Raw genomic sequence first — 14,410 nt, 5'->3', positions numbered from 1 at the left:
CGTCCACCCACCCGGACGACGGGACCTAGTACTGCGACTGCAGATGCGCCCAGAAGCCGTCCCGGAGGGACCGCCGCAGATCGGCCTGCCCGCGCAGGGAGTACTGGAGCATCCCCTCGGCCTCGACGAGCAGGTCCTGGTCGACGGACCCGGGCAGGTACGGATGCCCGGGGAGCAGCTCGACCAGCGCCTCCCGCCCCCGCGCCGCCAGCCACTTGGCGGCGATCTGCGCACCCACGAAGCGCACGTCGTCCCGGGCGGGCCGGGCCGTCCCGGCGGCGTCGTACGTGGCGGCGGTCCGCCGGGACACGTACGGCTTGAAGAAGTCGAGGTCGAACGTCCGCTGGCTGTCGACCTCCCAGAGCAGCGGCTCGGCCTGGTTGCGGCCTTCGGGCGCCTCGATCCCCCAGAGGTGGACGCGCGCCCCGTAGCCCTGGGCCGCCTCGACGGCCGACACGAGGTCCTCGTCGCCGCCGAGCAGCGCGGCGTCGCTGATGGCACGGTGCCGGGCGAGTGACTCCAGGTCGCTGCGGATGATCGAGTCGACGCCCTTCTGCTGGTTGTTGGCGTTGAGGTTGCCCAGGCGGACCTTGACGTCGGGCAGTTCGGCGATCGACTGCTGCTCGGCGGTGTGGATCCGGCGCCGGGCGCCGTCGTACCAGTAGACGCGCAGCAGTCGGCTGTCGGCGAAGATCGTGCGGGCCCGGTCGATGAGCGCCTCGATGAGTCCCTCGGCGTCGAGGTCGAAGGCCCGGCGGTCCTCGGTTCCGGCGACGAGCCGTCCGGCGGCGGCGTACAGGTAACCGGCGTCGACGAAGATGGCGTGGGTCGAGGGCGTCTTCGCCACCTCGGCGAGCATGCGCTGGAGCAGCTCGTTCGTACGGTCGATGCGGCCGCCGAGCGCCGCGAGGTCGTCGTTCATTGCGTCCATTGTCCCGGCGGTCACGCTGCGAACACAACTGCTCCCGGCCGGTCCCGCACCGCCCGCCGGGCCCCCGGCAGCCGCCCGCGGCAGACTGTTTACGCGTCAGTAATTAGGTTCTCGAAAGTTTTCCTTAGCGTAGGGAATGTTTGTAACACGCATCCCGTTGAATCCGTACGTAGCGATGGGGCACCCAAGCCTCACGCCTCACACCTCAGTAGTTCTCCTCAGGAGGATGACCAGACGAAGGGAGAAGCCCATGCGCTTCGAAATCATGCGACTCGACGATGTCGACGGCACCCCCGTGGACACGACCGTCGTGGACGCCGCCTCCGTCAACCGGATCGTTCAGCAGGCAGCCGCCATCGGGCAGCGCCTCTGGATCCGCCCGGCCGACTCGACTGCCTCGTAACACGCGGGTGTTTTCCACGTAACCCGCGAGCGCTTCGCAGACTTCGGAGCCCCCGTACGGCACACGCCGTACGGGGGCTTTGTGCGTTGCCAGGTCACGGCGCCACCGCGCCACCGCATCGCCGGGCCGCCGGCTCAGGCGCCCTGGATCACCTGCGTGACCCCGTTGATGATCTGCTGGACGGCGATGGCGGAGAGCATCATCCCCGCGAGGCGGGTCACCAGCACGACACCGCCGTCCTTGATGACGCGGATGATCAGCAGCGAGTACCGCATGACGAGCCACAGCACGACGTGGATGGCGAGGATCGCGGACCACACGGACAGCTGGGTGGACGCGCTGTCCGCCTTCTGGACGGCGAGGATCACGGACACGATCGCACCGGGACCGGCCAGCAGCGGCATGCCGAGCGGTACGAGGGCGACGTTGACGTCCTTCGTCTGCTTGGGCTCGTCGGTCTTGCCGGTCAGCAGGTCGAGGGCGATGAGCAGCAGGAGCAGTCCGCCCGCGATCATCAGCGCGGGTACGGACACGTGCAGGTAGTTCAGGATCTGGTGCCCGAGCAGGCCGAACACGGCGATGACACCCCCGGCCACGCAGACGGCCTGGAAGGCCATCCGCTTCTGCACCTTGCCGGGGCGTCCGGCGGTGAGCGCGAGGAAGATCGGCGTGATCCCGGGGGGATCCATGATCACGAAGAGGGTCAGGAAGAGCGAGCCGAAGACGGCGACGTCGAACACGGTGGTGCCTTGCTGTGTGCGGTGGAACGAGATGAACAGGACGAGGTGGCGCACCGCGAGGGCGGACGCCTCCGAGACAGAAGTCAGGACGGAGCGAACGAAGGGGGCGCATCGCGTACGGGGCACGGCGTCGCACGGCAGGCTCTCGGCACGGTCACGGACCAGCGCGGCACGCGCGCCGCGGCCACGACAACGCGAGACCGCAGGGTTCGAGACGGCCCCCGGCGACCGACCGGACCGAGGCAGCCTCGCGGCACCTGACCGCCTTTGCGGCAGCCGGACCCCAACAGCACCCGGCACCTGACCGCATCGAGACAGCCGGACCACGACCGGCCGGCAACCGAGAAGGAACCCGGACCGCAGCAACCGAGACCCGGCCGCACCCGCGACCGACCGAACGGACTCACCGCCCGGCAGCCCCGGCGCCCCGCATCCCCGAGACCCAGCCGAACCACCACCGGGCGAATACGTCACCCGGCAGCCCCGGCCTCCTCAGACCCGCGATCCCGCGACCCCGCGGCACGGCGACCGAGCGACCCCTTCGCCTAGCGGGGGCGGCGGCTTCCCCCCGCCCCCGGGACGGGGAACGCCCCGGTGGCCCGCCGGGTGATCTCCCCGTAGACCTCGGGGTCGGTGGTGTACTCGCCGAGCGAGCAGTTCTTGCGGCTGCCGTGGTAGTCGGAGGACCCCAGGGTGAGCAGCCCCAGCTCGCTCGCCAGCCCGCGCAGCCGCGCCCGGGTGGCCGGCTCGTGGTCCATGTGCTCGACCTCGATGCCGTCGAGACCCGCGGCGGCGAGTTCGGCGATGGCGGAGTCCGGCACCGTCCGCCCGCGCTTGGCGGCGCCCGGGTGCGCGAAGACGGCGACCCCGCCCGCGCCCTTGATCAGCCTGATCGCCTCGAAGGGGTCGGTCTCGTGCTTGGGGACGTGGCCCCGGCCGCCGTCGGCCAGCCACTCGCCGGTGAAGGCGTCTCCCACGGTCGGTACGACACCGAGCTCGACGAGGGCGGAGGCGACGTGGGGCCGGCCGACCGAACCGTCGCCCGCGATCCGGGCGACCTGCTCCCAGCTGATCGGGACGCCCAGTTCGCTGAGCTTGGCGACCATGGCCCGGGCACGCGGCACGCGGTCGTCCCTGACCAGTTCGCGCTCGGCGAGGAACGCGGGCTCCTCGGGGTCGAAGAGGTAGGCCAGGACGTGCATGCTGATGCCGTCGAGGCGGCAGGAGAGTTCGGCGCCGGTGACCAGCGTCAGCCCTTCGGGCAGGGCGGCGATCGCCTCCGCGTGACCCCGGGTCGTGTCGTGGTCGGTCAGCCCGACGACGTCCAGTCCGGCGGCCGCGGCCTTGCGGACCAGCTCGGCCGGCCGGTCCGTACCGTCGGAGGCGGTGGAGTGGGTGTGCAGGTCGATGCGCACGACGCGGACTCCAAGCGGTGACGGTGACGGAAGGGACTGCTCAAGGATAACGGGAGTCCCACGCTCCCCTGTCACACCCGCAGCGCCCGAGCACCCCCTACGCGAGCGCCCTCCCGGCAGCCCGGAAACGAGCCCCGACCGCCCTCACGTACGGCTTGCGCAAGGCCCGACCACACGCACCCGCCCGCCTCCTCGGACCGCCGCCGCACGCCCCTCAGCCCACAACGGCCCTACGGCTCACAGCTCACGCACCCGCCGGCCGACTCCGACGCCTGACCCTCCGAGCCGACCCTTCCGAGCCGACGCCTGACACCGCGCGCCCGCCGGCCACACCTGAGACCCACACCCAGCGCGTCACTCGCGCCTCACGGCTGACGCCTCACGCGTCAGGCTCGAGAATCCGGGGCGACAGCGCCCCGCACGGCAGCAGGTCCACCTCGGCGCCCGCGTCCCGCAGATCCGTCAGCACGAGTTCGTCGTACATCAGCAGGCCCGACTGCTCCGGCCACACGACGGCCCACAGCCACAGCCCGAGCGCCTCGCCCGCGAACACGGCGCGGTCGTCCGGGGAGCCGGAGACGAGCCAGAGCGGGGTCGGGCGGCCTGCCGCGAGGACCTTGGCCTGCGGCGGCTTCCCGACGTTCATGTACGGGCCGGGGTCGGGGCCGTCGACGCCCGCGTACCGGGCGCCGAGGCCGACGCCGAGCTCCTCGGCGACCAGCACGAGCTCCCCTATGCCGCCCAGCGGGCCGGGCCCCGAACAGGCGACGACGGTCGCGCGGCCGCCGCTGCGGTCGTCGCCCGCGCAGCCCACGCCCGTGAACAGCCAGCCGACGGGCAGGGGCCACGGCATCCACACCGGGACCTTCGCGCGGTGCACCACGACACTGAGAGCCTCGACGCTGGGCGGGATCACGGGCTGCAGTGGATGCACCGTCCCGTGGACATCGCACTGCCAGGAGTCGGAGAAGAGTCCGGGAGCCCTGACCCGGCCACCACACTTCGGGCAACTGGGTTCGCCCCTCATAGGCCCCAACGGTCCTCCCCGTCCTTCGCCGCGTCAAGGACGATCACCCGTCCGGCGTGTGCCCGTCACCCGGACAACTAGATGGCACTTGCATTAATTAGCTGCGCTAACTTATTGTGTGCATACGTCAACGATCTCCCCGCGAGCCGCGAAGGAGCAGGCATGAGCAGCAGCACAGGAGGACCCGCCCAGGCGGACCCGTTCGACTCCGGGGCCGGCGGCATCCTGCGTCAGCCGAAGGCCGTCTGGGCGACCGCGGGCGCGTCGGTCGTCGCCTTCATGGGCATCGGGCTCGTCGACCCGATCCTGCCCTCCATCGCCAAGGGCCTCGACGCCACGGCCGGCCAGGTGTCGCTGCTCTTCACCTCGTACTTCCTGATCACGGCCGTCGCCATGCTGGTGACGGGGTTCGTCTCCAGCCGGGTGGGCGGCCGCAAGACGCTGCTCGCCGGGCTCGCCCTGGTCGTGGTCTTCGCCGGGCTCGCGGGCACCTCGGGCTCGGTGGGCGAACTGGTCGGCTTCCGCGCGGGCTGGGGCCTCGGCAACGCCCTCTTCGTCTCGACGGCCCTCGCGGTCATCGTCGGCGCGGCGGCGGGCGGCAGCGCCGCGGCGATCCTGCTGTACGAGTCCGCGCTCGGCCTCGGCATGGCGTGCGGGCCCCTGCTCGGCGCGCTGCTGGGCGACGCGAGCTGGCGCTACCCGTTCTTCGGGACCGCGTTCCTGATGGCGGTCGGCTTCCTGTGCATCACCGTGTTCCTGAAGGAGCAGCCGAGGCCCGCGCGCAAGACCTCGCTGCTGGACCCGATCAGGGCCCTCGGCCACGGCGGGCTGGCCTCGGCCGCCGCCTCCGCGTTCTTCTACAACTACACGTTCTTCACGGTGCTGGCCTTCACGCCGTTCGTGCTGGACATGAGCCCTTACCGGTCCGGGGCCGTCTTCTTCTGCTGGGGCCTGCTGCTCGCCGTCTTCTCGGTGATCGTCGCGCCGCGCCTGCAAGCCCGGTTCGGTTCGCTGAAGGTGCTCGGCGGCTCCCTCGTGCTGCTCGCCGCCGACGTGCTCGTGCTCGGCTACGGCAACCACGCCACGGCCGTGATCTGCACGGTCCTGTCCGGTGCCTTCATCGGCGTCAACAACACGGTCTACACGGAGCTGGCCCTCGGCGTCTCGGACGCGCCGCGCCCGGTGGCGAGCGCCGGCTACAACTTCGTGCGCTGGTTCGCGGCCGCGGCGGCCCCCTACTTCGCGCCGAAGATCGAGGAGTGGAGCGACGTCCACATCCCGTTCGTGGTCGCGGCGGTCACGGCGGTGCTCGGCGCGCTGGTGGTCCTCGTACGGCGTGGCGCGCTCACCCACGAGGCCGAGGAGCTGGAGCCGCGCCACGCCGCCGAGGACGGCGTCTCGGTCTTCGCCGACCGGACGGCGACCGGCAACTGACGGCGCCCCAGCGGGCGTCGACCGGGAACTGACGGAGTCTCAGCGAGCGGATCAGTCCAGCGGGACGGACCTGCGCAGCGGATCACGCAGGTCCGTCCCGCCGTTCAGCCAGCGCTCCTGGAGGGCTCCCGCGCCGTGCACGCGCTTCCAGGCGGCCTCGTTCGGGGTCATCGGCAGCAGCGGCAGGAACTGGACGGGGTCGGCCGGCGCGTCCAGGTCAAGGTCCTCGACCAGGCCGCCCGGCTCGGCCACCAGCACGGACGTGAACGGCGCCCCGGGCCACAGCGGTTCCCCCACGTCGAGCGAGGCGCCCGGTGCCACGACCAGGCCCTCCACCTGCGGGGATGCGGCCAGCACGGCGAGCGGGCGGAGCACCTTGTCGGTGTCGGCGCCCCCGGCGCGCACCGACAGGACCAGCTCGGCGCGCGGGCCCTTGACCGGGTCGGCGAGGACCGCGGTGGGGTCCGCCATCGGCTGCGCCGACATGCCGAGCGTCGCGTAGCGGACGATGTCGCCCTCTGTGAAGCGCAGCACTTCGATGCGGTCGGTGCCGAGGAAGGTGACCGCGGCGCGCGCGTCCGGCTCACCGAAAGCGGAGCGCAACCGGGCCTCGACCAGGGGAAGAACATCTGCCATACGCCGAGCATAGGCGGCGTTTTCGCGGCCGGGGCACCCCGGCCCGCGCGGTCAACAACGGGCAAAGCGGGGCCTTGACGGTTCGGTGCGCTGATAGTCTTGGCCGCTGGTCGGGGCAGCACGCAGAAGCGTCGCTCTCGAGCCTCGACGCATGAGACTCCCCTACGGGGGATGGATCGTCCCCCACGGGGGACCGGCCGGAGGAGGTGGGGCTGCAATGGACCGAAGTCGACCGTGCAGTACCACCCGCTCTTCCGGCCGCTGACGTAGCTCTGGTTCTGCCTGCTGCCGCCTCTCGCGCTCGCATCTTTGTCTGTCCGGTGCACCGACGGAAGAGCACTTCGTTCCGCCTGATCCATCCGACTGATCCGTCTGATCTGCATCAGTAGCGAAGCTGTCACCGCGACGGTGCGGTGCTCCCCGCTTTGTGGACGTGCCAAACATCCCTGCCGCACACGGCCGGGAGATTCCTGGTCAGGACGTCCCCATTCCGGGCAGTTCCACCCGTCGCCGGCGGCCTCCGTTGTTAAGGAGCCTGGCATGTCGATGATCCGTGACCTCCGAGCGGCGGTCCGTCCGCGGCCCTCCCTGCGCAAGGAGAGTGGCTCGTACGACGCCACCCGCGACCCGGCCACCCCCTCCGCCGTGGTCGACTGCGCCGTCTACCTCGACGGCGCCCGCGTCGAGGCCTCGGAGCAGCTGACACCGCACGCGGCGATGCGCCGGGTGCGCCGCGACGGCGGCTTCGTCTGGATCGGCCTGCACGAGCCCACGGAGGCCGAATTCGCCGGTATCGCCAGCGAGTTCGGGCTGCACCCGCTGGCCGTCGAGGACGCCGTGCAGGCCCACCAGCGGCCCAAGCTGGAGCGGTACGACGACACGCTCTTCACCGTCTTCAAGACCATCCACTACGTCGAGCACACCCAACTCACCGCAACCAGCGAGGTGGTGGAGACCGGCGAGGTGATGTGCTTCACCGGGCGGGACTTCTTCATCACCGTCCGGCACGGCGGGCAGGGCTCGTTGCGGGCGCTGCGCCACCGGTTGCAGGAGGACCCGGAGCTGCTGGCCAAGGGGCCCTCGGCGGTGCTGCACGCCATCGCGGACCACGTGGTCGACGGCTACATCGCGGTCGCCGACGCCGTGCAGGACGACATCGACGAGGTCGAGACCGAGGTGTTCTCGCCGGGCCGCAAGGGCACGCCGCGCGGTACGGACGCCGGGCAGATCTACCAACTCAAGCGCGAGGTACTGGAGTTCAAGCGGGCGGTGTCGCCGCTGCTGCGTCCCATGCAGCTGCTGAGCGAGCGGCCGATGCGGCTCATCGACCCCGACATCCAGAAGTACTTCCGCGACGTCGCCGACCACTTGGCGCGGGTACAGGAGCAGGTCGTCGGCTTCGACGAGCTGCTCAACTCGATCCTCCAGGCCAACCTGGCGCAGGCCTCCGTCGCGCAGAACGAGGACATGCGCAAGATCACGTCCTGGGCGGCCATCATCGCCGTGCCGACGATGGTGTGCGGGGTGTACGGGATGAACTTCGAGCACATGCCGGAGCTGCACTGGCGGTTCGGCTACCCCGTGGTGATGGGCATCACCGTGGTCATCTGCCTGGGCATCCACCGCACGCTGAAGCGCAACGGCTGGCTCTGAGCGGGCCGGCCGGCCGCGTGGCGCCGCTGGATAGTCTTGCCCCCATGACGGAGAAGCTGCTCGACCAGGCCCTCGTCGAGGAGGCCACCAAGAAGTCCGGGCTGATCTGGGTGACGGGCGCGGACGTGCCGGCGCCGGAGCACCGGGAGGGCCACGCGGCGCCCTCGCGGCCCCTGTGGCACGTCTGGCACGAGGGCGCGGCGTGCCTGGTCGGCGACGGGCCCGGCGAGCAGCCGCTGCCGGGGCTGGTCGACGGGGGCGACGCGGTGGTCACCGTACGCAGCAAGGACAAGGGCGGGCGGCTGGTGTCCTGGTCCGCGAGGGTCGTGGAGCTGGCGCCCCGCTCCGCGGAGTGGGAGGCGGCCGTCGCCGACCTCAAGGGCAAGCGGCTGAACGCGCACGACGGGGAGGCCATGCCCGAGCGCTGGGCGGCCGAGTGCCGGGTGCTGCGGCTGGAGCCGAAGGGCACCACCGGCGCCCTCCCGGACGGCTCCCTGGCGGCCCGGCCCGTCCCGACCTCCGCGACCACGCGCAGGGCGGCCCCCGCAGGGCTGCCGCGCCTCCTCTTCAAGAAGCGCAAGCGTTCCTAGGAGCGCTCTCCGCAGAAGCGCGGGCGCTCCTGGGCCGGACGCGCCCCAGGGCGGCCGGGTGAGCCACGGGACGGTTACGAGGCGGGCAGCTGCTGCCCGTAGTCGACCGTCTCCTTCTTCGACGGCTCCTCCAGGGCGAAGTCCTTGCCCCAGTCGGTGAGCCGCAGGGTGCCCGCGTCCCCGGCGCGCACCAGGAGCAGGGGGTACGGCTTCCCCTCCAGCGAGACGTCGAGGCTGCCGCCCGAGCCCTTGTCCGCGGTGATCCGGACCGTGCGCGTGCCGTCGACCTCGTGGCGGCCGTCCGTCGCGAGGGCGCCGTGCAGGGTGAGCAGCCCGTCGAGCAGGACGTCCTTGTCGGTGAAGCCGCTGAAGCGCTTGTAGGCGGGATCCCCGGTCGGGACCTTCACGTACATGCCCTCCAGCTTGTCGGCGGCCTCGGCGTCGGATCCGGCGTCGTCGGCCGAACCGTCCTGGTGGCTCCAGAACTCCGCGTCGGCCTTCAGGAAGAGGTGCTCCCCCACCCGCAGCAGCCGGAACGTCGCCCCCTTGGAGGTGACCGACCCCGTGCCGCCGTCGCCCTTGAGGCGCATGTCGAGCCGGTAGGTGCGCCCGTTGGTCACCACGGTTCCCGAGAGCCGTACCGCCTCCGCCGCGTCCGCCGCCGACCGCGTCCTGCTCTGGATCTTGGCGGCGGACAGCTTGCCCACCCCGTTCGTGCCCGCGTCGGGGTCCTCGCTGCTGCACCCCGTCAGCCCCGTCCCCGTCACGACCAGTGCGCAGACCGCGCTCAGCAGTACGGCGCTGCGGGTGCGGCCCTGGGGAATTGCAGTCACAGGTGGCGCTGCCTCTCGTGCGGGGGTCCTCAACGGCAACGGCAGCGTACCGGGGCCGGGCAAGCCCTTCGGAGGCAGTCCGTCCGCACCGCCCACCAGGGCGTATCCGACCGGGACGGGCTAGCCTGAACCCCATCCGAGCGGACATCGCACGACATGACGTCCCGTAAGAGAAGGAGGTCCCCGGTATGGCGGCAGGCGCCCCGAGGATCTTCGTCTCGCACCTCTCCGGCACCGCCGTCTTCGACCCGAACGGCGATCAGGTGGGCCGCGTGCGCGACCTGGTCGCCATGCTGCGCGTCGGCCGGCGCCCGCCCCGGCTGCTGGGCCTGGTGGTCGAACTGTCCACGCGCCGCCGCATCTTCCTGCCGATGACCCGGGTCACCGGCATCGAGTCCGGCCAGGTGATCACCACCGGGGTGCTCAACGTGCGCCGCTTCGAACAGCGGCCGACCGAACGGCTCGTGTTCGGGGAGCTGCTCGACCGGCGGGTCCGGCTCGCCGAGAGCGGCGAGGAGGTGACCGTCCTGGACGTGTCGGTGCAGCAACTGCCCGCGCGCCGGGACTGGGAGATCGACCGGGTCTTCGTGCGCAAGGGCAAGAGCGGGACCTTCCGGCGGGCCAAGGGCGAGACGCTGACCGTCGAGTGGTCCGCCGTCACCGGCTTCTCCCTGGAGGAGCACGGACAGGGCGCCGAGAGCCTCCTCGCCACCTTCGAGCAGCTGCGCCCCGCCGACCTCGCGAACGTCCTGCACCACCTGTCGCCGAAACGGCGCGCCGAGGTGGCCGCCGCCCTGGACGACGACCGCCTCGCCGACGTCCTCGAAGAGCTCCCGGAGGACGACCAGATCGAGATCCTCGGCAAGCTCAAGGAGGAGCGCGCGGCCGACGTCCTGGAGGCGATGGACCCGGACGACGCGGCCGACCTGCTGGGCGAGCTGCCCGAGGCGGACAAGGAGCGGCTGCTCGCGCTGATGCGCCCGGACGAGGCGGCGGACGTGCGGCGGCTGATGGCGTACGAGGACCGCACGGCGGGCGGTCTGATGACCACCGAGCCGATCGTGCTGCGCCCGGACGCGACCGTCGCCGACGCGCTCGCCCGGGTCCGCAACGCCGACCTCTCCCCCGCGCTCGCCGCCCAGGTGTACGTGTGCCGCCCGCCGGACGAGACGCCGACCGGGAAGTACCTCGGCACGGTGCACTTCCAGCGGCTGCTGCGCGACCCGCCGTACACCCTGGTCGGCTCGCTCGTCGACGACGACCTCCAGCCGCTGGCGCCGGGCGCGGAGCTGCCCGTGGTGGCCGGCTTCTTCGCGACGTACGACATGGTCGCGGCGCCCGTGGTCGACGAGAGCGGCTCGCTGCTGGGCGCGGTGACCGTGGACGACGTACTGGACCACATGCTGCCCGACGACTGGCGCGAGACGGAGTTCCACCTCGACGAGGAGCCGGCCGCCGAGGGCACGGGGGCCGCGCATGGCTCCTGAACGCGACCGCGAGCGGACGCCCGCCGGGACGGCCGCGGCCCCCCGGCCGCGCACCCGGCTCGACCAGCCGCTGCCGCGGCGGCGCAGGCTGCTGCCCGAGTGGGACCCGGAGGCGTTCGGGCGGCTCTCGGAGCGGATCGCGCGGTTCCTCGGCACCGGGCGGTTCATCGTCTGGATGACCGCGGTCGTCGTGGTGTGGGTGGTGTGGAACATCGCCGCGCCCCGCGACCTGCGCTTCGACCAGTACCCGTTCATCTTCCTGACGCTGATGCTGTCGCTCCAGGCCTCCTACGCGGCCCCGCTGATCCTGCTCGCGCAGAACCGCCAGGACGACCGCGACCGGGTCAATCTGGAGCAGGACCGCAAGCAGAACGAGCGGTCGATCGCGGACACCGAGTACCTGACCCGGGAGATCGCGGCGCTGCGCGTCGGCCTGGGCGAGGTGGCCACCCGCGACTGGATCCGGTCCGAACTCCAGGACCTGGTCAAGGAGCTGGAGGAGCGGCACGGGGACGGGCGGGTCGTATTCCCGGCGGAGCACGTGCGGGGACGTGACGTAGACGACCGGTGAGAGGGCTTTCCGGCTCCCCCGTCCGGCGCCGTACCATCGTGGCTATGGCTACGGAAGACGCGGTGCGCGAAGCGCTGGCGACGGTGAACGACCCCGAGATCCAGCGACCCATCACCGAACTGGGGATGGTCAAGTCCGTGGAGATCGGTGCGGACGGAGCGGTCGCGGTCGCGGTGTACCTGACCGTCTCCGGCTGCCCGATGCGCGACACCATCACGAAGAACGTGACCGAGGCGGTCGCCGCGGTCGAGGGCGTCACCCGCGTCGACGTCACGCTGGACGTGATGAGCGACGAGCAGCGCCGTGAGCTGGCGGGCGCGCTGCGCGGCGGCCAGGCCGAGCGCGAGGTCCCCTTCGCCAAGCCCGGCTCGCTGACCCGGGTGTACGCGGTCGCCTCCGGCAAGGGCGGCGTCGGCAAGTCCTCGGTGACGGTGAACCTGGCGGCGGCCATGGCGGCCGACGGGCTGAAGGTCGGTGTCGTGGACGCCGACATCTACGGCCACTCGGTGCCCCGCATGCTGGGCGTCGACGGCCGCCCCACCCAGGTCGAGAACATGATCATGCCGCCCTCCGCGCACGGCGTGAAGGTCATCTCGATCGGCATGTTCACCCCGGGCAACGCGCCGGTCGTCTGGCGTGGCCCGATGCTGCACCGCGCCCTCCAGCAGTTCCTGGCGGACGTGTACTGGGGCGACCTGGACGTCCTCCTCCTCGACCTGCCCCCGGGCACCGGCGACATCGCGATCTCGGTCGCGCAGCTCGTCCCGAACGCGGAGATCCTCGTCGTCACGACCCCGCAGCAGGCCGCGGCCGAGGTCGCGGAGCGGGCCGGCTCCATCGCCGTGCAGACCCACCAGAAGATCGTCGGCGTGGTCGAGAACATGTCCGGGCTGCCCTGCCCGCACTGCGGCGAGATGGTCGACGTGTTCGGCACCGGCGGCGGCCAGACCGTCGCCGACGGCCTCACCCGCACGACGGGCGCGACCGTGCCGGTCCTCGGCTCCATCCCGATCGACGTCCGGCTGCGCGAGGGCGGCGACGAGGGCAAGCCGGTGGTGCTCTCCGACCCGGACTCGGCGGCGGGCGCCGCGCTGCGGGCCATCGCGGGCAAGCTGGGCGGCCGTCAGCGCGGCCTGTCGGGCATGTCGCTGGGCATCACCCCGCGCAACAAGTTCTAGGCCCGTACGGGGCCGCCCGCCCCGTACGCCGGCAGGCACGCACCGCGAAGGGGGCGCCGTCCATGACGGCGCCCCCTTCGGTGTCGCTGCGGCCGTGCCTAGGCGTACGCCGCGATGTCCTTGATCATCGAGAAGCCGAGCCCGTACGCGCTCATCCCGCGCCCGTACGCGCCCACGTGGACGCCCTCCTGGGTGGAACCGGCGAGGACCCAGCCGAACTCGGACTCCCGGTAGTGGAAGGGCGTGGGGACACCGTCCACGGGGAGCGACAGCGTGGACCAGTCGGAGCCGGTCAGGTCGTCGGCGAGGACCCAGGCGGTCTCGGTCTGCTGGTCCAGCCAGTCGTCGCGCAGCGTGTGGTCCATCTGCCCCGGCCAGGTCAGCGAGAGCAGGCCCACCCCGGCGAGCCAGGCGGCGGAGGACACCGAGGTGGCCTCCAGCATCCCCGTGCCGTCGGCACTACGCCGTACGGGGTTCGCGGCGACGGTCACCACCACCGCGAACCGTTCCTTGTCCTCGGTGGACTCGCTGCGCACCGTGGGCTCGTCGCCGTGCCCGATCGACCCGTGCTCGACGGAACCGTCCGCCGAGGTGCCGACCTGCATCAGCCAGCGCGGACCCGTGAAGGCCTCGTCGAGGCCGTACCACGGGAAGGGCGCGAGCAGGTAGCCGTCGACCGTGCGCCGGGCGGAGGGGACCTGTTGTCCGCCCTCCGCGGCCGGCGCCTGCGCGCCTACCCGACTTGTCGTCTCCATCTCCCGGACGCCTCCTCGCTCTTGTTGGACCCGAGCGGCCCGCCCCCCGCGGGCGTCCTCGCTCACACCTGGTCCGCACAACAACTGGGCAGCATAGCCACACCATTGCGGGCAGCCGGGAAGCCGCCCGGCGCGTGAGCCGTGTGCGCGGCCGGTTCAGGCCGTGAACGAGGGCGTACGTGTATGACTCATATCACGTACGCCGAGGGGGTGCGGCACGGACGCGCGACCGGGGGACCCCGCCCGGGACACCGGAGTACGGCTCAGGTGGCGTCGGCGTCGAAGGGCGGGCGCTCGTCCGCGTCGAGCTTCTCGCGCTTCTTCGTCATGTCGACGGAGCCGCCGGCGCTGCCGTTCGCGGTGCCGGCGGGCAGGTCCGGGGAGTCGCTCTCGCGGCCGTGGACCGCGTCCGTGACCTCGGCCATCTCCTTCTTCAGGTCGAAGCCGTTGCGGATCTCCTTGAGCCCCAGCTCGTCGTTGTCCAGCTGCTTGCGCAGGAACGTCTTGGGGTTGAGGTCCTCGAACTCGAAGTCCTTGAACTCGGGGCCGAGCTCCTCGCGGATGTCCTGCTTCGCGCTCTCCGAGAACTCACGGATCTTGCGGATCGTGCGCGTGACGTCCTGGATCATCTTCGGGAGCTTCTCCGGGCCGAACACGAGCACGGCGAGGACGACGAGCGTGACCAGCTCGAGCGCACCTATGTCATTGAACACCTGAAGCTCCTTGCGATGTCCTCGGCCCTCGGGAGGTCTTCCGT

Annotated in this window: 15 protein-coding genes; 7 read left to right on the top strand and 8 right to left on the bottom strand. The window is 71.6% G+C overall.

Annotated elements, in window-relative coordinates; all coding sequences use genetic code 11:
- Positions 1–25: 25 nt before the first annotated feature.
- Positions 26–931 carry an NYN domain-containing protein gene (locus tag ACWGIS_RS26065; RefSeq protein ID WP_453364863.1) on the bottom strand — a complete coding sequence of 302 codons (906 nt, stop codon included), beginning with the start codon at positions 929–931 and terminating at the stop codon, positions 26–28.
- A 250-nt stretch (positions 932–1,181) separates the two neighbouring features.
- Here ACWGIS_RS26065 and ACWGIS_RS26060 point away from each other — a divergent pair, with 250 nt between their 5' ends.
- Positions 1,182–1,334, top strand: coding sequence for a hypothetical protein (locus ACWGIS_RS26060; RefSeq protein WP_121405831.1), 153 nt, complete (start codon positions 1,182–1,184; stop codon positions 1,332–1,334).
- A gap of 134 nt (positions 1,335–1,468) precedes the next feature.
- Here the strand turns inward: ACWGIS_RS26060 and ACWGIS_RS26055 are convergent, their stop codons facing one another.
- The 3 genes from ACWGIS_RS26055 to ACWGIS_RS26045 all read right to left on the bottom strand — a co-directional run bounded on the left by ACWGIS_RS26055 (position 1,469) and on the right by ACWGIS_RS26045 (position 4,516).
- Positions 1,469–2,074, bottom strand: a complete 606-nt coding sequence (locus ACWGIS_RS26055; protein WP_453364902.1) for a MarC family protein — start codon at positions 2,072–2,074, stop codon at positions 1,469–1,471.
- Between the two features lie 545 nt (positions 2,075–2,619).
- Entirely contained in the window at positions 2,620–3,489 is an 870-nt protein-coding gene (locus tag ACWGIS_RS26050; protein WP_453364862.1) for a PHP domain-containing protein, read from the bottom strand.
- A gap of 379 nt (positions 3,490–3,868) precedes the next feature.
- Entirely contained in the window at positions 3,869–4,516 is a 648-nt protein-coding gene (locus ACWGIS_RS26045; protein WP_453364861.1) for a DUF6758 family protein, read from the bottom strand.
- A gap of 162 nt (positions 4,517–4,678) precedes the next feature.
- Between ACWGIS_RS26045 and ACWGIS_RS26040 the strand changes: the two genes are divergently transcribed.
- Entirely contained in the window at positions 4,679–5,950 is a 1,272-nt protein-coding gene (locus ACWGIS_RS26040; RefSeq protein ID WP_453364860.1) for an MFS transporter, read from the top strand.
- A 51-nt stretch (positions 5,951–6,001) separates the two neighbouring features.
- Here the strand turns inward: ACWGIS_RS26040 and ACWGIS_RS26035 are convergent, their stop codons facing one another.
- Positions 6,002–6,586, bottom strand: a complete 585-nt coding sequence (locus ACWGIS_RS26035; protein ID WP_453364859.1) for a suppressor of fused domain protein — start codon at positions 6,584–6,586, stop codon at positions 6,002–6,004.
- A gap of 540 nt (positions 6,587–7,126) precedes the next feature.
- Between ACWGIS_RS26035 and ACWGIS_RS26030 the strand changes: the two genes are divergently transcribed.
- Together ACWGIS_RS26030 and ACWGIS_RS26025 are read left to right on the top strand one after the other, a co-directional pair.
- Complete coding sequence (locus tag ACWGIS_RS26030; protein WP_453364858.1) at positions 7,127–8,239, top strand: magnesium and cobalt transport protein CorA; 1,113 nt, start codon at positions 7,127–7,129, stop codon at positions 8,237–8,239.
- 44 nt (positions 8,240–8,283) lie between these two features.
- Positions 8,284–8,829: a hypothetical protein gene (locus tag ACWGIS_RS26025; RefSeq protein ID WP_453364857.1), complete on the top strand. Its 546-nt coding sequence runs from the start codon at positions 8,284–8,286 to the stop codon at positions 8,827–8,829.
- Between the two features lie 74 nt (positions 8,830–8,903).
- Here the strand turns inward: ACWGIS_RS26025 and ACWGIS_RS26020 are convergent, their stop codons facing one another.
- Positions 8,904–9,662 carry a hypothetical protein gene (locus ACWGIS_RS26020; protein ID WP_453364856.1) on the bottom strand — a complete coding sequence of 253 codons (759 nt, stop codon included), beginning with the start codon at positions 9,660–9,662 and terminating at the stop codon, positions 8,904–8,906.
- 188 nt (positions 9,663–9,850) lie between these two features.
- Between ACWGIS_RS26020 and ACWGIS_RS26015 the strand changes: the two genes are divergently transcribed.
- From ACWGIS_RS26015 to ACWGIS_RS26005, 3 genes are read left to right on the top strand one after another with little or no spacing between them, the layout of a single operon-like run.
- On the top strand, positions 9,851–11,149 hold the full coding sequence (locus ACWGIS_RS26015; protein WP_453364855.1) for a magnesium transporter MgtE N-terminal domain-containing protein: 1,299 nt from the start codon (positions 9,851–9,853) through the stop codon (positions 11,147–11,149).
- A complete protein-coding gene (locus tag ACWGIS_RS26010; RefSeq protein WP_453364854.1) occupies positions 11,139–11,720 on the top strand; it encodes a DUF1003 domain-containing protein in 582 nt (193 codons plus the stop codon). The genes ACWGIS_RS26015 and ACWGIS_RS26010 overlap by 11 nt, the downstream gene beginning before the upstream one ends.
- A gap of 44 nt (positions 11,721–11,764) precedes the next feature.
- Positions 11,765–12,898 (top strand): Mrp/NBP35 family ATP-binding protein, encoded by a 1,134-nt coding sequence (locus ACWGIS_RS26005; RefSeq protein WP_453364853.1) that lies wholly within the window; start codon positions 11,765–11,767, stop codon positions 12,896–12,898.
- A gap of 98 nt (positions 12,899–12,996) precedes the next feature.
- Here the strand turns inward: ACWGIS_RS26005 and ACWGIS_RS26000 are convergent, their stop codons facing one another.
- Positions 12,997–13,653 carry a hypothetical protein gene (locus tag ACWGIS_RS26000; protein ID WP_355794436.1) on the bottom strand — a complete coding sequence of 219 codons (657 nt, stop codon included), beginning with the start codon at positions 13,651–13,653 and terminating at the stop codon, positions 12,997–12,999.
- Positions 13,654–13,916: 263 nt separating this feature from the next.
- Positions 13,917–14,366 (bottom strand): sec-independent translocase, encoded by a 450-nt coding sequence (locus ACWGIS_RS25995; RefSeq protein ID WP_453364852.1) that lies wholly within the window; start codon positions 14,364–14,366, stop codon positions 13,917–13,919.
- Between the last annotated feature and the right edge of the window lie 44 nt (positions 14,367–14,410).

The organism is Streptomyces sp. NPDC054842, from assembly GCF_053611025.1.
The sequence above is the reverse complement of the archived record's forward strand: the minus strand, read 5'-3'. Positions and strand labels throughout refer to the sequence as shown.